Annotated in this window: 21 protein-coding genes; 6 read left to right on the forward strand and 15 right to left on the reverse strand. The window is 65.9% G+C overall.

Annotated features, from left to right (window positions below; genetic code table 11):
• Positions 1-8: 8 nt before the first annotated feature.
• The 3 genes from CTR55_RS23870 to CTR55_RS23880 all read left to right on the forward strand — a co-directional run bounded on the left by CTR55_RS23870 (position 9) and on the right by CTR55_RS23880 (position 3,642).
• Positions 9-539 (forward strand): HD domain-containing protein, encoded by a 531-nt coding sequence (locus CTR55_RS23870; RefSeq protein ID WP_296289971.1) that lies wholly within the window; start codon positions 9-11, stop codon positions 537-539.
• Between the two features lie 54 nt (positions 540-593).
• Complete coding sequence (gene metF, locus CTR55_RS23875) at positions 594-1,442, forward strand: methylenetetrahydrofolate reductase [NAD(P)H] (RefSeq protein ID WP_296289973.1); 849 nt, start codon at positions 594-596, stop codon at positions 1,440-1,442.
• Between the two features lie 154 nt (positions 1,443-1,596).
• The gene (locus CTR55_RS23880; RefSeq protein WP_296289976.1) at positions 1,597-3,642 is read left to right on the forward strand and encodes a DEAD/DEAH box helicase; all 2,046 of its coding nucleotides are present in this window, start codon (positions 1,597-1,599) and stop codon (positions 3,640-3,642) included.
• A 208-nt stretch (positions 3,643-3,850) separates the two neighbouring features.
• On the opposite strand, the gene CTR55_RS23885 is transcribed toward CTR55_RS23880, so the two are convergent.
• The 7 genes from CTR55_RS23885 to pip form a co-directional block, all read right to left on the reverse strand.
• Positions 3,851-4,585: an amino acid ABC transporter ATP-binding protein gene (locus CTR55_RS23885; RefSeq protein ID WP_296289978.1), complete on the reverse strand. Its 735-nt coding sequence runs from the start codon at positions 4,583-4,585 to the stop codon at positions 3,851-3,853.
• Positions 4,578-5,540: an amino acid ABC transporter permease gene (locus CTR55_RS23890; RefSeq protein WP_296289980.1), complete on the reverse strand. Its 963-nt coding sequence runs from the start codon at positions 5,538-5,540 to the stop codon at positions 4,578-4,580. The genes CTR55_RS23885 and CTR55_RS23890 overlap by 8 nt, the downstream gene beginning before the upstream one ends.
• 73 nt (positions 5,541-5,613) lie before the next feature.
• Positions 5,614-6,411 (reverse strand): transporter substrate-binding domain-containing protein, encoded by a 798-nt coding sequence (locus tag CTR55_RS23895; protein ID WP_296289982.1) that lies wholly within the window; start codon positions 6,409-6,411, stop codon positions 5,614-5,616.
• A 235-nt stretch (positions 6,412-6,646) separates the two neighbouring features.
• Positions 6,647-9,220 carry a glucans biosynthesis glucosyltransferase MdoH gene (gene mdoH / locus CTR55_RS23900; protein ID WP_296289983.1) on the reverse strand — a complete coding sequence of 858 codons (2,574 nt, stop codon included), beginning with the start codon at positions 9,218-9,220 and terminating at the stop codon, positions 6,647-6,649.
• Positions 9,213-10,781 (reverse strand): glucan biosynthesis protein G, encoded by a 1,569-nt coding sequence (locus CTR55_RS23905; RefSeq protein ID WP_296289985.1) that lies wholly within the window; start codon positions 10,779-10,781, stop codon positions 9,213-9,215. Before CTR55_RS23905 ends, mdoH begins: the two co-directional genes overlap by 8 nt.
• Before the next feature lie 201 nt (positions 10,782-10,982).
• Positions 10,983-11,420, reverse strand: coding sequence for a D-aminoacyl-tRNA deacylase (dtd, locus tag CTR55_RS23910; RefSeq protein WP_296289987.1), 438 nt, complete (start codon positions 11,418-11,420; stop codon positions 10,983-10,985).
• On the reverse strand, positions 11,417-12,388 hold the full coding sequence (gene pip, locus CTR55_RS23915; RefSeq protein ID WP_296289988.1) for a prolyl aminopeptidase: 972 nt from the start codon (positions 12,386-12,388) through the stop codon (positions 11,417-11,419). The genes dtd and pip overlap by 4 nt, the downstream gene beginning before the upstream one ends.
• Before the next feature lie 178 nt (positions 12,389-12,566).
• Here pip and CTR55_RS23920 point away from each other — a divergent pair, with 178 nt between their 5' ends.
• Positions 12,567-12,995: a hypothetical protein gene (locus CTR55_RS23920; RefSeq protein ID WP_296289990.1), complete on the forward strand. Its 429-nt coding sequence runs from the start codon at positions 12,567-12,569 to the stop codon at positions 12,993-12,995.
• A complete protein-coding gene (locus CTR55_RS23925) occupies positions 12,992-13,468 on the forward strand; it encodes an NUDIX domain-containing protein (protein ID WP_296289992.1) in 477 nt (158 codons plus the stop codon). The genes CTR55_RS23920 and CTR55_RS23925 overlap by 4 nt, the downstream gene beginning before the upstream one ends.
• 5 nt (positions 13,469-13,473) lie before the next feature.
• Here the strand turns inward: CTR55_RS23925 and CTR55_RS23930 are convergent, their stop codons facing one another.
• The 3 genes from CTR55_RS23930 to CTR55_RS23940 are packed head-to-tail and all read right to left on the reverse strand — an operon-like array spanning position 13,474 to position 16,035.
• Complete coding sequence (locus CTR55_RS23930; RefSeq protein WP_296289994.1) at positions 13,474-14,373, reverse strand: transporter substrate-binding domain-containing protein; 900 nt, start codon at positions 14,371-14,373, stop codon at positions 13,474-13,476.
• A gap of 41 nt (positions 14,374-14,414) precedes the next feature.
• Complete coding sequence (locus tag CTR55_RS23935) at positions 14,415-14,765, reverse strand: RidA family protein (protein ID WP_296289995.1); 351 nt, start codon at positions 14,763-14,765, stop codon at positions 14,415-14,417.
• Positions 14,766-14,790: 25 nt separating this feature from the next.
• A complete protein-coding gene (locus CTR55_RS23940) occupies positions 14,791-16,035 on the reverse strand; it encodes a D-amino acid dehydrogenase (RefSeq protein ID WP_296289997.1) in 1,245 nt (414 codons plus the stop codon).
• Positions 16,036-16,167: 132 nt separating this feature from the next.
• Between CTR55_RS23940 and CTR55_RS23945 the strand changes: the two genes are divergently transcribed.
• Positions 16,168-17,079: a LysR substrate-binding domain-containing protein gene (locus tag CTR55_RS23945; RefSeq protein ID WP_296289998.1), complete on the forward strand. Its 912-nt coding sequence runs from the start codon at positions 16,168-16,170 to the stop codon at positions 17,077-17,079.
• A gap of 97 nt (positions 17,080-17,176) precedes the next feature.
• Here CTR55_RS23945 and hutG read toward each other — a convergent pair whose 3' ends face one another.
• The 5 genes from hutG to CTR55_RS23970 form a co-directional block, all read right to left on the reverse strand.
• Positions 17,177-17,980 (reverse strand): N-formylglutamate deformylase, encoded by an 804-nt coding sequence (gene hutG / locus CTR55_RS23950; RefSeq protein WP_296290000.1) that lies wholly within the window; start codon positions 17,978-17,980, stop codon positions 17,177-17,179.
• Between the two features lie 134 nt (positions 17,981-18,114).
• A complete protein-coding gene (gene hutI, locus CTR55_RS23955) occupies positions 18,115-19,311 on the reverse strand; it encodes an imidazolonepropionase (RefSeq protein WP_296290001.1) in 1,197 nt (398 codons plus the stop codon).
• Complete coding sequence (gene hutH, locus CTR55_RS23960) at positions 19,308-20,840, reverse strand: histidine ammonia-lyase (RefSeq protein ID WP_296290003.1); 1,533 nt, start codon at positions 20,838-20,840, stop codon at positions 19,308-19,310. The genes hutI and hutH overlap by 4 nt, the downstream gene beginning before the upstream one ends.
• Positions 20,841-20,908: 68 nt before the next feature.
• Complete coding sequence (locus CTR55_RS23965; RefSeq protein ID WP_296290004.1) at positions 20,909-21,724, reverse strand: glycine betaine/L-proline ABC transporter ATP-binding protein; 816 nt, start codon at positions 21,722-21,724, stop codon at positions 20,909-20,911.
• Positions 21,721-22,575 (reverse strand): proline/glycine betaine ABC transporter permease, encoded by an 855-nt coding sequence (locus CTR55_RS23970; RefSeq protein WP_296290005.1) that lies wholly within the window; start codon positions 22,573-22,575, stop codon positions 21,721-21,723. Before CTR55_RS23970 ends, CTR55_RS23965 begins: the two co-directional genes overlap by 4 nt.
• Positions 22,576-22,602 lie beyond the last annotated feature (27 nt).

The raw sequence follows: 22,602 nt of genomic DNA on the forward strand, positions 1-22,602 counted from the left end.
AGACATGCATGGACCTGCAGGACAGCTACAACCAGGCCTGGCTCTTCGCCGCCGGCGCTCACGCCGGGCAGACGCTGACCGCCTCGACGCTGCCCTATGCGGTCCACCTGGCGATGGTGGCCAACGAAGTGATGGCGGCCGACCGCGAAGCGCCCATCCAGCGCCTGGCGGAAACCGTCCAGATCGCCCTGCTGCACGACGTGCTCGAAGACACCCCGGTGCCCTTCGAGGAACTGCAGACGCGTTTCGGCGAGTTCGTCGCCGAAGGCGCCCAGCGCCTGAGCAAGGTGGTGAATGGCGAGAAATTGCCGTTCGACATCTACCTCGAAAGGCTGGCGGCCGGCGCGCCGCAGTATGCGATCGTCAAGCTGTGCGACCGGATCACCAACCTGCAGCCGCCACCCTCGACCTGGGCGCGGAGCAAGATTGCCCAATACCATGGGCAGTCGCAGCGCATCCTGGCCGTTCTCGGCCATGTGCATGAGCCCAGCGCCGAGCGACTGCGCACGAAGATAGACCACTACCGCCGTTACTTCTGAAGTCGACGGCACATGCCGGCAGCCACGCGATGACGCGGCGCCGAAGGAACGACCATGAGTCAGAAAGAACGCCGTTTCAGCTTCGAGTTCTTCCCCGCCAAGACCGAAGCCGGCCATGAAAAACTGCTGGCCACCGCACGCCAGCTGGCCGCGAAAAAGCCCGACTTCTTCTCCTGCACCTACGGTGCCGGCGGCTCCACCCGCGACCGCACCCTGACCACCGTGCTGCAGCTGGACGGCGACGTGCAGGTGCCCACCGCACCGCACCTGTCCTGTGTCGGCGACACCAAGGCCGAGCTCTCGGCCCTCCTGGCCCACTACAAGGACGCCGGCATCCGCCGCATCGTCGCCCTGCGTGGCGACCTGCCTTCGGGCATGGGCATGGCCAGCGGTGAACTGCGTTTCGCCAACGAACTGGTGGAATTCATCCGCGCCGAAACCGGCGATCACTTCCACATCGAAGTTGCCGCTTATCCGGAAGTTCACCCGCAGGCCCGTAATTTCGAGGATGATTTGGCGAATTTCGTGCGCAAGGTCAAAGCCGGCGCCGACTCTGCCATCACACAATACTTCTTCAACGCCGACAGCTACTTCCATTTTGTCGAGCGTGCGGAGAAACTGGGTGTCAGCATCCCGGTCGTACCGGGTATCATGCCGATCACCAACTACACCAAGCTGGCCCGCTTCTCCGACGCCTGTGGCGCGGAAATCCCCCGTTGGATTCGCAAGCAACTGGAAGCCTACGGCGACGATATCGCCAGCATCCAGGCCTTTGGTGAGCAGGTCATCACCGACATGTGCGAACGCCTCCTCGAAGGCGGCGCACCCGGTCTGCATTTCTACACCCTGAACCAGGCTGAACCCAGCCTGGCGCTCTGGAACAACCTCAAGCTCCCCCGCTGAGGATCATTGCTCCGGGCTTACCGTCCGCGATCCCGGCCAGCGCAACGCCGGCGTATCGTGGACGGGGTGCATCCAGCCTCCGGCTGAGCGCTCGCCCCGAGCTTGAAATCACGCGCCCTTGAGCCGGCAGGTCGCCGGCCTACAGGAACCCTGCATGTCCTTTACTTCCCTCGGTCTCTCCGAGGCCCTGGCTGGCGCCGTTGAAGCCGCCGGCTATGCGCGCCCCACTCCCGTCCAGGAACGCGCCATTCCCGCCGTACTGCAAGGCCGCGACCTCATGGTTGCCGCCCAGACCGGCACCGGCAAAACCGGCGGCTTCGCCCTCCCGGTACTCGAACGCCTGTTCCCCGAAGGCCACCCGGACCGCGAACACCGCCACGGCCCGCGCCAGACCCGTGTACTGGTACTGACCCCGACCCGCGAGCTGGCTGCCCAGGTGCACGACAGCTTCAAGGTCTACGCCCGCGACCTTCCCCTCAAGAGCGCCTGCATCTTCGGCGGCGTCGGCATGAATCCGCAGGTCCAGGCCATGTCCAAGGGCGTCGACGTCCTGGTCGCCTGCCCCGGCCGCCTGCTTGACCTGATCGGTCAGGGCAGCGTCGACCTGTCCCGCGTGGAAATCCTCGTCCTCGACGAAGCCGACCGCATGCTCGACATGGGCTTCATCCATGACGTGAAGAAGGTCCTCGCGAGGCTTCCGGCCAAGCGCCAGAACCTGCTGTTCTCGGCAACCTTCTCCAAAGACATCATCGACCTCACCAACAAGCTCCTGCACAACCCGGAGCGCATCGAGGTCACCCCGCCGAACACCACCGTCGAGCGTATCGAGCAGCGTGTGTTCCGCATTCCGTCCGTGCAGAAGCGCGCCTTGCTGGCGCATCTGGTGACCATGGGTGCCTGGGAACAGGTACTGGTGTTCACCCGCACCAAGCACGGCGCCAACCGTCTCGCCGAGTACCTGAGCAAGCACGGCCTGCCGGCGGCCGCGATCCACGGCAACAAGAGCCAGAACGCGCGCACCAAGGCCCTGGCCGACTTCAAGGCCAACGACGTGCGCATCCTGGTCGCCACCGACATCGCCGCTCGCGGCCTGGACATCGACCAGTTGCCCCACGTGGTCAACTACGAGCTGCCCAACGTCGAGGAAGATTACGTTCACCGCATCGGCCGTACCGGCCGCGCCGGTCGCACCGGTGAAGCCATCTCGTTGGTGGCGCCGGACGAGGACAAACTGCTCAAGGCCATCGAGCGCCTGACCAAGCAGCGCATCCCCGATGGCGACATGCTGGGCTTCGACCCCGACACCGTGCTGCCGGAAGTCCAGCAGCCCGAGCCGAAGGAAGCTCCCCAGCGCCAGCCGCGCAAGGACAAGGCCAAGCGCGGCGAGCGCAAGGACCGCAACAAGGACAAGCCCCAGCAGCCGCAGGCCGAAGTGCAGCAGAACACTGCTCCCGGCGCTGAAGGCGAAGCTGCCCAGGGCGACAAGCCCGCCGGCAAGCGCCGCCGCCGTGGCGGTCGTGGCAAGAACAAGGGCGAAGGCCAGGCGAGTGACGCCCAGCCGAGCGCCAATGCTCAACCGCGCCAGCCTCGTCAGCCCCGCCAGCAAGACCAGCAGGGCCAGGATCGTCAGCAACAGCCCAAGCAGGCTCGCGCACAGAGAAGCGATGGCAATCGCGATCCGGAAGTCTTCCTCGACGACGATTTCGACAACTTCGGCAACCGCGCCGATTACGTCAGCCCGTTCCCGGACAAGGATCAGCAACGCGGCCAGCGCCGTCGTGGCGGTCAAGCTCAAGGGCAAGGCCAGAATCAAGGCCAGGGTCAACAGCGCCCTCGCAGCCAAGGCGCCCAAGGTGGCCAAGGCGGCAGCGGCCAGCCTCGTGGGCAAGGGCAAAGTCAGGGCCAAGGCCAGGGCAAGACCGCCAGAAAGCCGAGTAGCGGCGGTCGCAGTCAGGGTCAAGGCCAGGGCGCCAATGGCCAGCGCAAGCGCGGCGGCAAGGCTCCGGCGTCCCGCATGAACGACGCTCCGCTGCGTGAGCCGAGCGAGTACGGCGCCGCCAAGCCGACCCGCCAGCCGGTGGTGATCAACAAGCGCGACCTGGTCCGCACCGACCGCTTCCCGACTCCGGAGCAGTTGGAAGAGCTGGAACCGCGCCGCAAGACCGAGCGTCCCGCGCTGCTGACCCGCAACCGCGAGTGATGCTGTAGAAGAAACCGCCCTCCGGGGCGGTTTCTTTTTGCCTGGAATTTGTCGCCGGAATCGCTTTTCGTACGGGCGAGCTTGCTCGCGAACAGAGTCCGCAGCGGGGCTTGTTCGCGAGCAAGCTCATTCCTACAACAGCCGATCCCTGCCACCGAGCAGGCACAAAAAAGCCGCCCGAGGGCGGCTTTTCAGCAAGGCGAAGAACTCACAGCACCTGCCGCAGGAAGCTCTGCGCGCGCGCATCCTTGGGCTGGGCGAAGAACTCCGCCGGGGCGGCGTCCTCCAGCAGCTTGCCGTGATCGAAGAACAGCACGCGGTCCGCCACTTCGCGGGCGAAGCCCATTTCGTGGGTCACGCAGACCATGGTCATGCCTTCCACGGCCAGGGTCTTCATCACGTCCAGCACCTCGCCGACCATTTCCGGGTCGAGCGCCGAGGTGGGTTCGTCGAAGAGCATCACCTTCGGGTCCATGCACAGGGCGCGCGCAATCGCTACGCGCTGCTGTTGCCCACCGGAGAGGCGCGACGGGTATTCGTTGGCCTTCTGGCCGATACCGACTTTCTCCAGCAGCGCACGGGCCTTGGCCTCGCGCTCGGCCTTGCCGCGCTTGCGCACGACTTTCTGCGCCAAGCAGAGGTTCTCCAGCACGGTCATGTGCGGGAACAGGTTGAAGTGCTGGAACACCATGCCGACTTCGCGGCGGTAGGCGTTGACATCGGTCTTCGGGTTGGCGAGGTCGAGGCCGTCGATGCTCACCGAGCCGGTATCGAACTCTTCCAGGCCGTTCAGGCAGCGCAGGAAGGTGGACTTGCCCGAGCCCGACGGCCCGATCACCACCACCACTTCGCCCTTGGCTACGCCGGTCGTGACGTCATCCACCGCGCGCACAACTTGCCCGCGTGTGTCGAAGACCTTGGTCAGGTTACGGACTTCAATCACTTTGGCCGAGCCTCCGCTCCAGGCGCCCCGCAATATGCGACAGCGGCAGGTTGATCACCAGGTAGAGGGCGGCGACGCAGAACCAGATCTCGAAGGTGGAGAACGAGGTGGTGATCGCCTCGCGGCCGCTCTTGGTCAGTTCGGTGATGGCAATCACCGAAACCAGCGAAGTGTCCTTGACCAGGCTGATGAACTGCCCGGCCAGCGGCGGCAGCACGCGCTTGAAGGCTTGCGGCAGGATCACGTGGCGCATCGACTGCGCGGCGTTCAGGCCGAGCGAGCGCGCGGCTTCGTCCTGGCCACGGGCGATGGACTGCACGCCGGCACGGACGATCTCGGCCACATAGGCGCCGGTGAACAACGCCAGAGCGGCCACGCCGGCAAACTCGCGGGACAGGTTCAGCACGGTGCCGATGAAGAAGTAGAAGATGAAGATCTGCACCAGCAGCGGCGTGCCGCGCACCAGCTCGACGTAGAGGGTCGAAAGGTCGTGCAGGGTCGGATTCTTCGACAGGCGGCAAAGGCCGGTGAACAGGCCGATGAACAGGCCGAACGCACCGGAAACGAAGGAGATCCACACGGTGGTCCACAGCCCCCAGGCCAGCGGGCCGGCAGCCCAGTGGCGGGTCACGCCGACCACATCTCCCTCGGCGACATCGTCGTTCTCGGAGAACTGCAGGCTGTCGGCCGCAACGGTCAGCACCTGCTGCTTGCCCTCCTCGTCCACCAACGTGACGCGGGCGTTACCGCCTTGATCCTCGACCTTCTCCACCCGCGAGATGCTGTCCGCGCGCAGTGGCTCTTCAGCCTGGTAGGCGAAGTACTGCGGGACGCGGTTCCAGCGCCACTCGTAGGAAATCAGCGAGGTGGAGTACCAGAGGGCCAGGCCGATCAACAACAGGATCAGTCCGGTCAGCCCGTGCCAGGGCCAGGTTGCGCGTTTCGTTCTAGCCACGAATCTCTACCGTGAAAATGCGAACGCGCAGGCTCAGGGCCTGCGCGTCGGGTCAGCCAGCGTCAGACGTGGATTATTCCATGTCCTTGAGCCAGTCGGTGCTCTTGAACCACTTGTCGTGCAGACGATCGTAGGTACCGTCTTCGTGGATCTGCTTGAGGAAGTTGTTGATGAAGTTGATCGAGTCGTAGTCGCCCTTCTTCAGACCGAAGGCCAGCGGTTCGTAGGTGAACGGCTGGTCCAGGTAGACCAGCTTGCCAGCGCCGAACTTGCTGACGGCCACCACGTTGTAGGGCGAGTCGTAGATGAAGGCGTCGGCCTTGCCGTTGACCACGTCCATGACCGCTTCGGGCTCGTTGTCGAAGCCGTGGTACTGGGCCTTGGACAGCTGCTTCTTGGCGACGAACTCGCCGGTGGTGCCGATCTTGGAAGTGATGCGGTACTTCGCATCGTTCAGGTCCTTGTAGGACTTGATGGTGCCTTCCAGGTCCTTGCGGATCAGCAGGGTCTGGCCGACCACGATGAAGGGATCGGTGAAGTTCAGGCGCAGGTTGCGTTCCTGGGTCAGGGTCATGCCCGAGCCGATCATGTCGAACTTGTCGGTGAGCAGGGCCGGGATGATGCCGTCATAGGCGGTGGAAACCAGCTCCAGCTTGACGTTCATGGCCTTGGCCATGGCCTTGAGCAGGTCCACTTCGAAGCCGACGATCTGACCGCGCTTGTTGGTCATCTCGAACGGCATGTAGGTCGGGTCCATGCCCACGCGCAGGGTGCCGCGCTTGGCCGCTTCATCGATGGCGCCGGCCTGAGCCGCGCTCACGCTGACCAGGGCGCAGACGCCCATCACCAGCGATGCCAGGTACTTTTTCATCCCCATACTCCCAAGCAAGTGAAAGAACTTGTTGTTTTTTCCAGCGATCGAACCGGGCGCGCCACGGCAGGCCGCACGCGCAAAGGGTGCGAAGCGTACCCCATGCGCCGGATATCTCAATCTTTTCTGGATAGCTGGCGAAGGGTACCAGCAGCGGTGCGCGGGGAAAACAGGGGAAACCGGCGAGTCGCCCCCACCCTGCTCTCGATAGGAGCAGGATGAGGGCGACTCGCGGTCAGGATTGCGCGGCGGGCAGCGCCATGGCGCCCTGTTCCGCCACGGGAGCCAGGGGCACGGCCGGGGCATGGGCATCGGCCTGCAGCGAGTGACGCCAAGGACCGATCCACTGCTCCTTGTCGTTCTGCCACAGCGCCAGGTGCAGGCGCGACAGCGCCACCGGATCGCTCAGCAGCGCCAGTCGGCGATTGCCGTCGAGCTGCTCGGGGCCGGCCTCCAGCGCTTTCTCGACCAGCGCAGTGCGCGTGGCTTCGATGGCGGCGGACTGGCCGTGGCGGGCAGTGCCCATGGCGCAGGCCAGGGCGTTCAGCACCGGGTCCACGGCGGAGCGGACGAAGCCATCCTTCAGCGCCTGCCAGCGGTTCTGGTAGGTGTACTCGTCGGTGGCTCGCAGTTCGCGCGGGGTGTCGTATTCCTCAGGGATAAGGAACAGCTTCTCGTCGCGCGAAGCCAGGCCCAGCTTGACCCGGCTACTGATCACCGAGACCGGGATCGACAGCATCAGCGCGCCGACGATGGGCGACAGCCACCACAGGAAGCGCGGATTCAGCCACGCCACCAGCAGCGCCCAGCACAGGCCCAACAGGGTTTGCAGGCCGTGGCGACGAATCGCCTCGCTCCACGGGGTGTCATCGTCGTCACGTTGCGGCGACTTCCACTGGGCTTCCCAGCCGAGGAACGCGGCCAACACGAAGCGGGTGTGGAAGAGCATGCGCACCGGGGCGAGCAGCACGGAGAAGAACATCTCCAGCAGCATGCTCATCGTCACCTTGATCACACCGCCGTAACCCTTGGCGCCCTTGGCCCAGATCAGCATGACGCTGAGCAGCTTGGGCAGGAACAGCAGGGTCAGGGTGGTGGAGAACAACGCGATGGCCTTCTCCGGGTGCCACTGCGGCCAGATCGGGAACAGCTGGCGCGGCTCCAGGAAGTACTGCGGCTCCATCAGTTGGTGCACCGCCAGTAGCGCGGTGGACAGCACCAGGAAGAAGAACCACAGCGGCGCCGACAGGTAGGACATCACGCCAGTGAGGAACACCGCGCGGTGCACCGGGTGCATGCCCTTGACCAGGAACAGGCGGAAGTTCATCAGGTTACCGTGGCACCAGCGGCGGTCGCGCTTGAGCTCGTCCAGCAGGTTGGGCGGCAATTCCTCGTAGCTGCCTTCCAGGTCGTAGGCGATCCACACACCCCAGCCGGCGCGACGCATCAGCGCGGCTTCGACGAAGTCGTGGGAGAGGATCGCACCGGCAAAGGAGCCCTTGCCCGGCAGCGGCGCCAGGGCGCAGTGCTCGATAAAGGGTTTCACCCGGATGATCGCGTTGTGGCCCCAGTAGTGGGATTCGCCCAGTTGCCAGAAGTGCAGGCCGGCGGTGAACAGCGGGCCGTAGACGCGCGTGGCGAACTGCTGCATGCGTGCATAGAGGGTGTCCATGCCCGACGCCTTGGGCGCGGTCTGGATGATGCCAGCCTCGGGGTTGGCCTCCATCAGACGCACCAGCTTGGTCAGGCAGTCCCCGCTCATCACGCTGTCGGCGTCCATGACGACCATGTACTTGTACTGACCGCCCCAGCGACGGCAGAAGTCGTCGATGTTGCCGCTCTTGCGCTTCACCCGGCGCCGACGGCGGCGGTAGAAGATGCGACCAAAGCCCAGGGCGTCCTTGCACAGCTCGATCCAGGCCTTTTCTTCGGCCATGGCGATGTCGGGCTGGTTGGTGTCGCTGAGCACGAAGAAGTCGAAACGATCCAGCTCGCCGCTGGCCGCCACCGACTCGTAGGTCGCCCGCAGGCCGGCGAAGACGCGCGGGACGTCCTCGTTGCAGATCGGCATGACGATGGCAGTGCGCGCGTCAGCGGCGATCGGCTCGCTACCCGCGCTGCTCCCGGAGATGCGGTAGCGGTCACGCCCGGTAAGCAGCTCCCAGAAGCCCATCAGGGCGGTCCAGAAACCAGCCGAGACCCAGCAGAAGAGGATGGCGAACAGCGCCAACACACCGAACTGGATGACGTACGGCACCACCTGTTCCAACGTCTGCAGCCAGGTCTGGCGGTTGATCTCTTCCAGGTCGACGAAGGCCCATCCCTGATAGGGCAGGATGCCTTTCATGTAGAAGGTGGCGACGCTGGTCTGGCCGAGCATGAGCAGGACCAGGATAAACCGGCGCAACGAACCGACCCGCTGCCAGCGTGCCTTGGGCAGGTCGCGGGCAGGCTTGGACGGGTTGCTGCGCCCGGTGAGGCGACGCCAGCCGCGCATGATCGGGTTGGTGCGCCAGGGCTCGGGAATCACCTTGGTGCGCTGGATCGGTGGCGCGGCCCGGAGGTAGGTGCGGCCGTTGTCGTCCATGCCCAGCATCTGGGCGTCGTCGAGGTCCTGGCCGTAGCCATGGCGCAGACGCGCACCGACCGAGGCCAGTGCAGCATCTTCACCCTGGGTATCGCCAGCGAGCTGCTCGTGCAGCTCGCTGAAGGAACCGGCCTGGGCCAACCGCTCACGCTCCTGCGCCGAAAGCGGCAGGTGCGCGAGATAGTCGGCCACCGGCGCGGTGGTAGTGGTGGAGTTATTCATCGGCAGGCAGCTGGTAGCTCCAGGTTTCGGAAATGGTCTGGCCGCCGTTAACCAGCGCAGCACGCATTTCCGTCGGCTTCTTCGGATCCTTGACCTTGACCCGCAGAGTCAGACGCCATCCCTGGGTCACTGCGTTGTAGCGCAGGCTGTTTTCCTTGACCTCGGCGTTGTCGTCGGTGCTTACCTGGGTGCTCACCGGGGCATCGCCAGCCAGCGCCTTCAGGGTCGGGCCAACGAAGTCGACGACCAGGGCAACGCTGCCGTCAGGCTGACGGATCAGGTTCTTCTGCTTCACGTCACCGACCGAGCGCAGGGTCTGCATGACCCAGGCGTTCTTCGGATCGTGCAGGGCCTGCTCGTCCTTGGTCCAGCGCATGCGGTAGGCGAAGTCCAGCGGCTCGCCGGCTTCCGGGCGCTTCTCGGGGTTCCAGAAAGCAACGATGTTGTCGTTGGTCTCGTCCGGAGTCGGGATCTCCACCAGTTCGATGGTGCCCTTGCCCCAGTCACCTTGCGGCTCGACCCAGGCGGACGGGCGCAGGTCGTAGCGGTCGTCCAGATCCTCGTAGCGGGAGAACTCGCGGCCACGCTGCAGCAGGCCGAAGCCTTTCGGGTTCTCGACGCTGTAGGCGCTGACGGACAGGTGTTTCGGGTTGTTCAGCGGACGCCAGATCCACTCGTCGTTGCCAGCATGGATCTGCAGGCCGGTGGAGTCATGCAGTTCCGGACGGAAGTTGTGTTCCGCGGAAGGCTGATTGGAGCCGAACAGGAACATGCTGGTCAGCGGCGCCAGGCCCAGCTTGGTGACCTTGTCGCGCAGGAACACGCGAGCCTTCACATCGACCACCGTGTCGTTGCCCGGACGGATGGTGAAGCGGTACGCGCCAGTCGCACGGGGCGAATCCAGCAGCGCGAAGATCACCAGGTGCTTGTCCTTGGGCTTGGGCTTCTCGATCCAGAACTCGCGGAAGCGCGGGAATTCCTCCCCCGACGGCAACGCGGTGTCGAGCGCCAGGCCACGGGCGGACAGGCCCCACCACTGATCCTTGCCGATGATGCGGAAGTAGCTCGCGCCCAGGAAGGTAGCGATCTCGTCCTGCTTGTCGGCAGAGTTGATCGGGTACAGCAGGCGGAAGCCGGCGTAGCCCAGATCTTTGGTGGCATTCTCGTCGAATTTCAGCGAACCAAAATCGAAACGGGAGGGATCGTACTTGATTTCCTTGACGTCGGTCGCCGTGACTTCGTTGATCTTCACCGGGGTGTCGAAGTGCATGCCCTGGTGATAGAAGCTGATCTTGAAGGGGGTCTTCTCGTCGGCCCAATAGGCCTTCTCGTTGCGGAAGCGGATCTGCTGGTAGTCAGCGAACTTCATTTCGCTGAATTCCGATGGCAGGTTGCTCGTCGGTGCGCTGTACTTCTCAGCAGCCAGCGCCTTGGCCTTTTCGCCAACGTCGTCGAGATTGAAGGCCCAGGCATGGGTAGCGCTCAACGCCAACAGGGCGGAGCCGACCAGTCCGCGAAGGATTTGGCGCGAAAGCGATTGTTGAACGGAACGGAAAATCACGAGTCCCCCTCGTCCGTGAACACAAAACGATTAAAGCCAGCAAAGGCGATGCCAATTTGCCGGCGATTGAATTCCGACCCCGGTGAGCCTGAATGATTCCCCGATTTTTTCCGCGGGTACTTCCGGCTCCCGGAGGCGCATTGTTCTAGATGCATAAGCCCTAACCATCATCCCACGGCGATATGACAAGCTGCCGCGCGTTCAAGCCTCCAGTAGAAAGGTCACCGGACCGTCATTGACCAGGTGGACCTGCATGTTGGCGCCAAAACGGCCAGTGGCAACCAGCGGATGACGCTCTCGCGCCTGCTCCACGAGTAGATCGAACAACGCGGCGCCCTTTTCAGGTGGCGCCGCGCTGGAAAAGCTCGGCCGCAGCCCCTTGCGGGTATCCGCGGCCAGGGTGAACTGCGACACCAGCAGCAGGCCGCCGCCGACATCGCTCAATGAAAGGTTCATTTTACCGTCATCGTCGCCAAACACTCGATAGTTAAGCAGCTTGTGCAGCAAACGATTGACCGATTCTTCATCATCCTGGGGCTCGACGCCCACCAGGGCCAGCAGGCCATGGTCGATGGCGCCGACGATCTCGCCCTCGACCTCGACGCGGGCGCCACGCACCCGCTGGATCAGACCCTTCATTCAGCCTCCGGCGGCAGGTTCAGCAGGCGCCGGCCGATCTCGTTGGTGGCGCGCACCAGCGCATCGGTGATACCCGGTTCAGCCGCCACGTGACCGGCCTCGCGGACGATCTGCAGCTCGCTGTTGGGCCAGGCCTTGTGCAGCGCCCAGGCGTTATCCAGCGGGCAGACCACGTCGTAGCGGCCGTGGACGATCACGCCCGGCAGGTGGGCGATCTTGTGCATGTCACGCAGCAACTGGTTGGGTTCCAGGAAGCCGTCGTTGACGAAGTAGTGGTTCTCGATGCGGGCGATGGACAGCGAGCGGTGCGGGTCGGCGAAGCGTTCCACCACCGCCGGATTCGGCCGCAGCGTGGCGGTGCGCCCCTCCCACGTGGACCAGGCGCGCGCGGCGTGCATCTGGGCGATCTGATCCGGGCCGGTCAGACGGCGATGGAAGGCGTGCAGCAGGTCGTCATGTTCGTCGGCCGGAATCGGCGCCAGGTAGTCCTCCCAGTAATCGGGGAACAGGCGGCTCGCGCCCTCCTGGTAGAACCAGCGGATTTCCTGCGGGCGGCAGAGGAAAATGCCACGCACGATCAGCGCCAGCACACGCTCGGGATGGGTCTGGGCGTAGGCCAGCGACAGGGTCGAGCCCCAGGAGCCGCCGAACAGCACCCACTTGTCGATGCCCAGGTGCTCGCGGATGCGCTCGATGTCCTGCACCAGGTGCCAGGTGGTGTTGTTCTCCAGGCTGGCGTAAGGCGTGGAGCGGCCACAGCCGCGCTGGTCGAAGGTGACGATGCGATACAGGTTGGGGTCGAAGAAGCGCCGCGACATGGCATCGCAACCGGAGCCCGGGCCGCCATGGATGAACAGAACCGGCAATCCGTCGGGTGTGCCACTCTCATCCACATAGATGACGTGCGGCTCCTCGACGGCCAGTTCATGGCGGGCGTAGGGCTTGAGTTCCGGATACAAAGTTTGCATGGCTCGCTCCTGGATCAGTGCGTACGGTCGCTCCGGACCAGTAACCATCCTAGGGCCTGTCGCCTACTTATAGAAAGTCGCGTTGCCGCAGCACGACTTCCATCGAAAGTCTTCGGCCCCCACGGTGTCGGGCATGATACTCGGGCCAGCGAAAAACCCATAAGGGAGTTAGTGAGCCATGCCACGGAAGTTGTTTCTTTCTCTGTTCCTGCTGCTGTTCGCCCTGAGCGGTTGCGGCCGGGACGACCCGCGCACGCAACAGGACGCCGCCGTCAAACAATTGCAGGACAACCTCGAAGCCAAGAATAGCGGGGCCGTGATCGATCAGCTGGCCGGCGATTTCCGCGCCAACGGCGAGTTCGACCGCAACTGGGCCAAGCGCACCATGACGCTGATGTTTCTGCGCCACCAGCAGGTCAAGGTGATCCTGCTCAGCAGCGAGAGCCGGATCGACCCGACCTACGCCAATCGCGGCCACACCGACGCGCAGGTGGCCCTCACCGGCGCCGAGAACCTCATCCCCGACAGCGCCGGGCATTACGCCGTGAAGCTGGAATGGTGGCGCGACGGCTCAGACTGGAAACTGGCGAGGCTCGACTGGCAATGACTTCCCCCCTGCAACACCGAATCCGCGCCGCCGGCCTGCTGCTGCGCAACGACGAAATCCTGCTGGTGCGCCACGAGGTGGCCGGCGACGTGTACTGGATTCCGCCGGGCGGCGGCTTCGAGTCGGACAAGGACGACTCCACCCGCGACACGGTGCGCCGCGAGTGCCGGGAGGAAACCGGGCTGGCGGTGGAAGTTGGCCCGCTGGTCTACGTGCGCGAGTTCGCCGAGCCGGTGGCCGGGCGCTTCCACATGGAACTGTTCTACCGCGTAGATGCCTGGGACGGCCGGGTCAGCCTGGACAACCTGCGCGGCATGGGCGGCGACGAATTCGACATCCGCGAGGTCGCCTGGGTGCCACGCCAGGAGCTGCCGCGCCTGCCCTCCTACTACCCCGCCGAATTGCTCGACGACGTCTGGGAACGCCTGGCCGAGGCGCAGCCACTGATCCGCCACCTCGGCCTGCAACGCTAGCGGCGTTACTGCACCGGCTCGCTGGTGGGCTTGGCGATGATCGCCTGCAGCTCGGCGGTCATGGGGAATTCCAGGTTGAGGTTCTTCGGCGGGATCGGCTGCTCGAACCAGCGCTGGTAGATGCCCTTGATCTCGCCAGACGAATACAGCTCGGCCAGGGTCTGGTTGACCAGGGCGAGGAACTGCGGATCGTCCCTGCGCACCATGCAGGCGTAGATTTCCCGCGACTGCGGCTCGCCCACCACTACCCACTGGTGCGGATCGCGAGCCTTGGCCTTCTCGCCGTAGAGCAGCGCGTCATCCATATAGAAGGCCACCGCGCGGCCGGACTGCAGCATGAGGAAAGCTTCGCCGTGGTCCTTGGCGCTGACCACGTTCATGCCCAGCTTGTGCTCGGCGTTGTAGGCCTTGAGGTAGCGCTCGTTGGTGGTGCCGGCGGTGGTCACCACATTCTTGCCCTTGAGATCGTCGAACCCCTGGATGCCGCTGTCCTTGGCGGTGAGCAACTGCCCCTTCACGTAGATGAAACCGTAGGAGAAGGCGACCTGCTTCAGGCGCTCGGCAGTGACGCCGGTGGAACCGCACTCCAGATCGACGGTGCCGTTCTGCACCAGTGGGATACGCGTCTGCGAGGTCACCAGGTTGTACTTCACCGCCAGGTCAGGCTTGTCGAGCTTCTGCCGGATGCGCTCGACCACCTTGCCGGCCAGGTCCACCGAGTAGCCCATGGGCTGGCCGCTGTTGTCGCCCAGGTAGGAAAACGGCACCGAGGCGTCGCGATAACCCAGGGTTATCGTGCCGCGATCGGCGACTTTCTTCAGCGTGCCGTCCAGCGCTTCGTTCGCCTGCGCCAGCGCGCAGACCAGGCTGGACGCCGCCAGCATTCCCAGTGCAAGTCGTTTCATGGATTGCGTGCCTCTCTTGTTGTTGTCAGTCGGATTGAGGTTCAGGGCCGCGCGGCGATCACCGTGATTTCCACCAGCACTGAAGGTCGCGCCAGCAGCGCCTGCACCGTGGTACGTGTCGGTGCGCAGCCTTCGGGCAGCCAGGCGGACCAGACACCGTTCATGGCCTCGAAGTCGGCCGCGATGTCCTTCAGGTAAATGGTCGCGCTGAGGATGTTCGCCTTGTCGGTGCCGGCTTCGGCCAGCAATGAGTCGATCTTCGCCAGCACTTCGCGGGTCTGGCCCTGGATATCGGTGGCCTGACCGGGCACCTGCCCAGAGAGGAACACCAGCGAGCCGAAGACCATAGCGCCGGAGAGGCGGTCGTTGGTGGCGATGCGTGTGAGTTGCATGGTGAGTCTCCTAAATCCGATGGAATCAGCCAGCCAGCCGCTCGGGCGTCAGGCCGCTGGTGTCGATAGCCGGCCGGCGCCCGGCAATCTGCGCGGCGATCAGTTGCGCGCTGCCGCAGGCCAGGGTGAAGCCCAGCGCGCCGTGGCCGAGGTTGAGCCAAAGCCCGCGCGGCCCGCAGGCACCCACCAGCGGCACGCCGGTGGGCGTGGCCGGGCGCATGCCGGCCCATTCGATGGCCGCGCCGTAGTCGCAGGCATCGGGCAGGGTGTCCGCCGCCTGCTGGCGGATCAGCGCCAGCCGCTTGGGCTCCAGGCGCGGGTCGAAGCCGACGATGTCGACCATGGCGGCGATGCGCAGTTGCTCGCCAATGCGCGCATAGACCACCTTGCGGTCGTAGTCGGTGAGGCTCACGTCCGGCGCGTGGTCGCCGCTGCGGATCGGCGCGGTCAGGCTGTAGCCCTTCAGCGGATACAGCGGCAAGCGCGGCCCACCCGGCAGCAGCGCGGCGCTGCGGTAGCCGGCGGCGAGCACGACGTGATCGGCCTCGAAGCTTTCCACACCCGCCTCCACGCCCGCCACGGCGCCGTTGCGCAGGATCAGCCGGGACGCCGGATGGCCGTAGACGATGCGGCAACGACCGGACGCCTCAAGCCGCTCGGCCAGCCGCTGGCAGAACAGGAAGCAGTCGGCGACCTCCTCGTCCGGCGTGTGGATGCCACCGACGAAGGGCGCGCGCTCCAGCGCCGGGTCCAGCTCGCGGCACTGCTGCGCCGAGAGCACAAACTGCTCGGAGGGATCGGACAGGTTCTGCCGCGCGCTGCGGAAGCTGCCTTCATCGCGGAAGGCCACCAGCTTGCCGTTGCGCCGCCAGTCGAAACCGTCCAGCCCGTCTTCGCGCCACTGCGCCAGCGTAGCCTGGCTGAACAGCGCGAGACGCAGCAGGTGTTTGGCATTGGCCTGGTTCACCGAGCGCCGGCAAGCGGCAGTGAACTCCAGCAGCCAGCGCCACTGCGCCAAGTCCAGGCGCGGGCGCAGGCGCAGCGGCGAGTCCCCACGCAGCAGCCAGCCCAGCGCCTGCTGCGGCACGCCGGCATCGGCCAGCGGCGCCACGTAGCGGTACGACAGTTGGCCGCCGTTGGCGAAGCTGGTTTCCAGCCCGGCCCGATCCCGCGCTTCCAGTACGGTCACCTCGAAGCCTTCGAGGACCAGCGCCTGCGCCGTGGCCAGCCCGACCACGCCCGCGCCGATGATGCAAACCCGCTGTGCCATTGCCGTCTCACTGCCAATCCAATCCTGGCCTCGACCTTAGGCCCGGGTGACAGACGGCGAACAATGAATAAACATGGGCAACCCATAACCTTGCGTTATACGCGCAGGTCACTCACACAAGGGAAGACGCCCATGCGCCTGCGCCATATCGAAGTGTTCCAGGCCATCCGCGAGACCGGCTCGGTCAGCGGCGCCGCGCAACTGCTACACGTCTCGCAGCCGGCGGTGACCAAGGTGTTGCAGCACGCCGAGCAGCAACTGGGCTTCCCACTCTTCCTGCGCGTGCGCGGAAAGTTGCAGGCGACGCCCGAGGCGCTGGAACTGGAGCGCGAAGTGGCCAAGGTCAGCGAAAGCCTGCAGGGCGTGCGCCGCCTCGCGCAGAGCCTGCGCGGCCAGCCGGAGAATCGCCTGCGCGTGGGCGCCACACCGGCCATGGCGCTGTCGCTGCTACCGCCAGTGATCCGCGAATGGACCGACCGCTACCCGCAGAGCAGTTGCGAGCTGGCCACCCAGCACTCCCGCGAACTGGTGCAGAACCTGCTGATGCGCGAACTCGACCTCGCCCTGACCCTGCAACAGACCGACCACCCCGGCCTGCGCTCGCAGCCCATCGCCAGCGGCCCGCTGGTCGCCCTGGCACCGCGCGGCCACTGGCCGGCGGAGCGTTTGGGGCAGCCGCTGACGCTGGACGAACTGGCCGGCGAACCGATGATCGGGCTGTCCACTTCCGACCCGCTGTCCGCCCGCCTGGAAAGCCATCTGGCCAACGTCGAACCGCCACCGCGCGTGCGCATCGCGGTGCAGACCTATGCGCTGGCGCGCACGCTGGTGGAGGCAGGAACGGGCTTGGCACTGGTCGACCCCTTCACCGCGCTGGGCGCCGACGAACGCCTGACAGTGCAGCGCACCCTGACACCCGTTGTGAAGGTCACGCTCTACGCCCTGACCCGCGCCGACGAAACGCCGCCGCACACCCAGGCGCTGCTGCTGGAGATGCTGGTGCGGCACGCTGAGAATCAGCTGGCGCAGCACCGCTTCGAATAAAAGACAGCCCCCTGCCACACCAGGGAAGCGCCGCCGGGATGCGTGGTCCGGCGGCGCCGCGCCGACAATCCCGGCGCGGCAGGAAGCTGCGTAAAACTCAGCGGCCGTAGCGCTCGCGGCCCCAGGCGATGAAGGTTTCCAGCATGCGCCGGAGTACCTGGGCGGTCGGCGCGGCGAGGTCTTCGCGGTAGCCGAAGGGCGCCTGTTCATCCATGTAGTTGCACTGCGCGAGTTCCAGTTGCACCGCGTGCACGTTGTCCTGCGGCTGGCCGTATTGACGAGTGATATGCCCACCCTTGAAGCGGCCGTTGAGGATGTGCCGGTAGGCCGGGGCATCGGCGCACACCGCGACCAATCGCTCGGCCAGCTCTGCATCGCAGCTCGCGCCGCTGTTGGTGCCGATGTTGAGGTCCGGCAGCTTGCCGTCGAACAGGTGCGGGATCACCGAGGCGATGGAGTGGGCATCCCACAGCAGTGCGTAGCCGAACTCGGCCTTCAGGCGCGCCAGCTCGTCGGCCAGGGTGCGATGGTAGGGCGTCCAGATTTCGGCGAGGTAACGCGCGCGCTCTTCGGGCGAAGGCGTCTGGCCGCCCTTGAATAGCGGGCGGCCGTCGAACAGGGTGTCCGGGTAGAGGCCGGTGGTGGCGGTGCTGTACAGCGGTTTGTCGTCGGCCGGGCGATTGAGGTCGATGACGTAGCGCGAGTAGCCGGCGGCCAGGGTGCTGGCGCCCAGTTCCTCGGCGAAGGCGTAGAGCTGCGGGATGTGCCAGTCGGTGTCGGCCAGTTCGCGGGCCTCGTCCACCAGGCCGTTTTCCACCGCTGGGGTCAGGCGGATGCCGGGGTGCGGCATGCTGATCAGCAGGGGCACGCGGCCGCGTTTGAATTCGAGAACCTTGTCCATGAAGGGCTATCTCCAATACGGGCGAGATGTACGCATTGCGTGTAGGAGCGAGGGGGACGCCATCGTTATTGCTCGCGAACCGGACTCCGCAGCGGGGCTGTTCGCGAGCAAGCTCGCTGCTACTAAGAGCAGATTCACAGCTCTTCGCCGTGACGAATGACGCGCTTGGGCAGGTCGCCGCCGAGCCAGTAGGCGAGTTCGGCGGGGCGCTGGATGTCCCAGGCGATGAAGTCGGCGACCTTGCCCGCTTCCAGGCTGCCGTGGCTGTCGGCCATGCCCAGCGCCCGCGCGGCGTTGAGGGTGACGCCGGCCAGTGCTTCTTCCGGAGTCAGGCGGAAGGCGGTGCAGGCCATGTTCAGCATCAGGCGCAGGGACAACGCTGGCGAGGTGCCGGGGTTGAGGTCGCTGGCGATGGCGATGTGCACGCCGTGCTTGCGCAGGGCATCCATCGGCGGCAATTGGGTTTCGCGCAGGACGAAGAAGGCTCCCGGCAGCAGCACGGCGACGGTGCCGGCCTCGGCCATGGCGATGGCGTCGCTCTCGTCCATGAATTCCAGGTGATCGGCGGACAGCGCGCCATAACGTGCGGCAAGGCTGGAGCCATGCAGCGAGGACAGTTGTTCGGCGTGCAGTTTCACCGGCAGGCCCAAGCGCTCGGCAGCCTGGAATACTCGCTCGACCTGCGCCGGGGAGAACGCCAGGTGCTCGCAGAAGGCGTCCACGGCGTCCACCAGCCCCTCTTCGGCCAGCGCCGGGAGAATGTGATTGCAGACCTGCTCGATGTACTCGTCGGCGCGGCCGGCGTATTCGGGTGGCAAGGCGTGGGCAGACAGGCAGGTGGTGCGCACCGTCACCGGCAGCTCCTGCTCCAGGCGGCGGGCCACGCGCAGCATGCGCCGCTCGCTGTCCAGGTCCAGGCCGTAGCCGGACTTCACTTCCAGCACCGTCACACCATCGGCCAGCAGCGGGCGGGCACGCTTGATCGCGCTGGCCAGCAGTTCGTCCTCGCTGGCCTCGCGGGTGGCGCGCACGGTGCTGGCGATGCCGCCGCCAGCTGCGGCGATCTCGGCGTAGCTCACGCCATTCAGGCGCTGCTCGAATTCGCCGCTGCGGTCGCCGCCGAATACCAGGTGGGTATGGCAGTCGATGAAGCCGGGCGTGACCCAGGCGCCGCCCAGGTCGGTGCTCTGCACCGGGCGCTCGGGCAGTTCGGCGCGCGGGCCGATCCAGGCGATGCGCTCGCCTTCGGTGATGATCGCGGCGTCCTCGATGATCGAGTAGCGCCCGTCTTTCAGGGTCGCCGCGTGGCAGTGCTGCCAGAGGTGTTTCATTGCAATCTCCCGATGCTCGCGCCGACGCTGTGCAGCGCCGCCGGGTTGGCCAGCAGCTCGGCCGCGCGGGCGATGTCCGGCGCCAGCCAGCGGTCGCTGTCATAGGCCGGCACCTGCTCGCGCAGCAGGCTCCAGGCGCAGTCGGTGCCGCTGCCGAAGCGCTGCGGCTTGAGGAATTCGAAGGCCTGGGCGGCCAGCAGGTATTCGATGGCGAGGATGCGCCGGCTGTTGTCCAGGGCGCGGCCGAGCTTGAGCGCGGCACTGGTGCCCAGGCTCAGGTGGTCTTCCTGCAGGCCGGAGGTGACGAAGTTATCCAGCACGGCGGGTTGCGCCAGCTGGCGGTTCTCGCCGGCCAGGGAGGCGGCGACGTACTGGGCGATCATCATTCCCGAGTTGACGCCCGGCTGGCTCACCAGGAAGGCCGGCAGGCCGCTGACCAGCGGGTTCACCAGGCGGTCCAGGCGGCGCTCGGAAACCCCGCCCAGTTCGGCCACGGCGATCGCCAGCAGGTCGGCGGCCATGGCCACGGATTCGCCGTGGGGGTTGGCCTGGGACACCACGCGGTAGTCGTCCGGGGTGCCCAGCACCAGCGGGTTGTCGGTGGCGGAATTGAGCTCGGTCTCGATCTGTTTCGCTGCGTGTTCCAGCTGGTCGCGGCAGGCGCCGTGAATCTGCGGCATGGAGCGAATGCTCAGGGCGTCCTGGGTGCGGATGCCCTTGCTGCTGGCGACGACTTCGCTACCTTCGAGCAGCGCGCGCAGGTTGGCGCCGACCTTCTGCATGCCCGGGTGCGGCTTGAGCGCGATGATCTCGGCGTCGAACGCGTCGATCTGACCGCGCAGGGCCTCGAAGCTCATGGCGCCGATCACGTCGGCCCACTGCGCGAGGCGGGTCGCCTCGTCGAGGGCAAGGCAGCTCAGGCCGGTCATGCACGGCGTGCCGTTGACCAGGCAGAGCCCGTCCTTGGCGCCCAGCTGCACCGGTTCCAGGCCTTCGTCGGCCAGGGCGCGGGCAGCGGGAACGACCTCGCCGCGATAGCTCACCTCGCCGATGCCCAGCAGCGCCACGCCGACGTGGGCCGTGTGGGTCAGGTAGCCGACCGAACCTTGCGATGGAACGCGCGGGGTAATGCCGTGATTGAGCAGCGCCAGCAGCGCTTCCACCACGCGGCGGTGCAGGCCGGATTTGCCATGGCTGTAGTTGACGATGGCGGCGGCGATGATCGCGCGGGTCTGTTCGTCCTTCAGCGGCTCGCCCACGCCGCAAGCGTGACTGAGCAGGGTGTTGCGCGAGAGCTGCGCCAGTTGCTCGCCCTGCAGCACCACGTTGCACAGCGCACCCAGGCCGGTGCTGATGCCATAGGCCCGCTCACCCCGGCTGACGATGCGCTCGACGATGCCATGGGCGTTTTCGATACGCGCCCAGGCGGCTGGCGCCAGTTGCAGTGAAGCGCCGTGGCGCGCCACTGCAACGAGATCCTGCCAGCGCAGCGGGCCGTTGCCGAAGGTGACGATGGAGGGGGACGACATGCAGAACTACTCCTTGAGATCAGCGGACAAGGGAGCACCCTCCCCCGTCCGATGGCACCGATGGGGCGTCAGATCGCCGCGACGCGACGCTGGACGAAGCGGTCGACGTACTCGTCGGCGGGCTTGTGCAGGATGTCGGCGGGCGCGCCGACCTGGATCAACTGGCCGTCCTTGAGGATGGCGATGCGGTTGCCGATGCGCACGGCTTCATCGAGGTCGTGGGTGATGAAGACGATGGTCTTGTGCAGGGTTTTCTGCAGCTCCAGCAACTGGTCCTGCATGTCCGCGCGGATCAGCGGGTCGAGGGCGCTGAAGGCCTCGTCCATGAGGATGATGTCGGTGTCCGCGGCCAGTGCGCGGGCCAGGCCGACGCGCTGGCGCATGCCACCGGAGAGCTGATGCGGGTAGGACTTCTCGTAGCCCTTGAGGCCCACGGTATTGATCCAGTGCAGCGCGCGCTCCTGGCACAGCGCCTTGCTCTCGCCACGGATCTTCAGGCCGTAGGCGACGTTGTCGAGCACGCTCTTGTGCGGCAGCAGGCCGAAGCTCTGGAACACCATGCTGATCTTGCGCCGGCGGAAGTTCTCCAGCGCGGCGGCGTCGTAGGCGAGCACGTCTTCGCCATCCACCAGGATCTGCCCGCTGGTGGGGTCGATCAGGCGGTTGAAGTGGCGCACCAGGGTCGACTTGCCGGAGCCGGAGAGGCCCATGATGACGAAGATTTCCCCGGCCTCGATGGACAGCGAGAGGTCGTTGACGCCGACCACGCAATCGGTGGCGGCGAGCACCTCGGCCTTGCTCTTGCCCTGGCGGATCATCTCCAGCGCCTTGTCGGCGCGGGCACCGAAGATCTTGTAGACGTTCTTGACCTGGATCTTGCTCATTTGCTGGCCTCATGGTGGCGCGAGCGGCCGTAAGCCTGGGTGATGCGGTCGATGACCACGGCGAGGATGACGATGGCGAGGCCCGCCTCCAGGCCCTTGCCGACGTTGAGCGTCTGGATGCCCACCAGCACGTCCTCACCCAGGCCACGGGCGCCGATCATCGAGGCGATGACCACCATCGACAGGGCCATCATGGTGGTCTGGTTGATGCCGGCCATGATGCTCGGCAGCGCCAGCGGCAGCTGCACCCCGAACAATTGCTGGCGGCGGTTGGCGCCGAAGGCGGTGATGGCTTCCATCACCTCGCGGTCGACCTGGCGAATCCCCAGGTCGGTGAGGCGGATCAGCGGCGGCGCGGCATAGATCACGGTGGCGAAGATCGCCGGCACCTTGCCCAGGCCGAACAGCATCAGCACCGGGATCAGGTACACGAAGCTGGGCATGGTCTGCATGATGTCCAGCAGGGGCAGCAGCACGGCGCGGAAGCGGTCGCTGCGCGCGGCGAGGATGCCCAGCGGGATGCCGATCAGCACCGAGATGAGGGTGGCGACCATCATCAGCGCGAGGGTCTGCATCAGCTTGTCCCACAGGCCCACGGCGCCCACCAGGAACAGCAGCCCGACGATCACCACGGTCGGCAGGATGCGCCGGGTGGCGTGCCAGGCGATACCGGCGACGATGGCCAGCATCAGCCACCAGGGAGTGGCCCGCAGCACGCTCTCCAGGTTGACGATGGCCCACAGCAGGGTGTCGGAGATGTGGCGGAACACGTCGCCGTAGTTGGTGACCAGGGCATCGACCCAACCGTTGACCCAGTCGGCGATGGAGAAGGTGAAGCGTTCGGGAAACATGGCACGTACTCGTCAGGAGTGGGCATC

It is taken from the genome of Pseudomonas sp., assembly GCF_002796985.1.
In the GTDB taxonomy this organism is placed as follows: Bacteria; Pseudomonadota; Gammaproteobacteria; order Pseudomonadales; family Pseudomonadaceae; genus Pseudomonas.

Coding starts and splice junctions, on each gene's coding strand:
- dtd (WP_296289987.1), bottom strand. CDS start 11,420: ATGAAGGGTCTGATCCAGCGGGTGCGTGGCGCCCGCGTCGAGGTCGAG.
- pip (WP_296289988.1), bottom strand. CDS start 12,388: ATGCAAACTTTGTATCCGGAACTCAAGCCCTACGCCCGCCATGAACTG.
- CTR55_RS23940 (WP_296289997.1), bottom strand. CDS start 16,035: ATGGCACAGCGGGTTTGCATCATCGGCGCGGGCGTGGTCGGGCTGGCC.
- hutG (WP_296290000.1), bottom strand. CDS start 17,980: ATGGACAAGGTTCTCGAATTCAAACGCGGCCGCGTGCCCCTGCTGATC.
- CTR55_RS23935 (WP_296289995.1), bottom strand. CDS start 14,765: ATGCAACTCACACGCATCGCCACCAACGACCGCCTCTCCGGCGCTATG.
- hutI (WP_296290001.1), bottom strand. CDS start 19,311: ATGAAACACCTCTGGCAGCACTGCCACGCGGCGACCCTGAAAGACGGG.
- CTR55_RS23870 (WP_296289971.1), top strand. CDS start 9: ATGGACCTGCAGGACAGCTACAACCAGGCCTGGCTCTTCGCCGCCGGC.
- metF (WP_296289973.1), top strand. CDS start 594: ATGAGTCAGAAAGAACGCCGTTTCAGCTTCGAGTTCTTCCCCGCCAAG.
- CTR55_RS23925 (WP_296289992.1), top strand. CDS start 12,992: ATGACTTCCCCCCTGCAACACCGAATCCGCGCCGCCGGCCTGCTGCTG.
- mdoH (WP_296289983.1), bottom strand. CDS start 9,220: ATGAATAACTCCACCACTACCACCGCGCCGGTGGCCGACTATCTCGCG.
- CTR55_RS23895 (WP_296289982.1), bottom strand. CDS start 6,411: ATGAAAAAGTACCTGGCATCGCTGGTGATGGGCGTCTGCGCCCTGGTC.
- CTR55_RS23920 (WP_296289990.1), top strand. CDS start 12,567: ATGCCACGGAAGTTGTTTCTTTCTCTGTTCCTGCTGCTGTTCGCCCTG.
- CTR55_RS23945 (WP_296289998.1), top strand. CDS start 16,168: ATGCGCCTGCGCCATATCGAAGTGTTCCAGGCCATCCGCGAGACCGGC.
- hutH (WP_296290003.1), bottom strand. CDS start 20,840: ATGTCGTCCCCCTCCATCGTCACCTTCGGCAACGGCCCGCTGCGCTGG.
- CTR55_RS23930 (WP_296289994.1), bottom strand. CDS start 14,373: ATGAAACGACTTGCACTGGGAATGCTGGCGGCGTCCAGCCTGGTCTGC.
- CTR55_RS23880 (WP_296289976.1), top strand. CDS start 1,597: ATGTCCTTTACTTCCCTCGGTCTCTCCGAGGCCCTGGCTGGCGCCGTT.
- CTR55_RS23965 (WP_296290004.1), bottom strand. CDS start 21,724: ATGAGCAAGATCCAGGTCAAGAACGTCTACAAGATCTTCGGTGCCCGC.
- CTR55_RS23970 (WP_296290005.1), bottom strand. CDS start 22,575: ATGTTTCCCGAACGCTTCACCTTCTCCATCGCCGACTGGGTCAACGGT.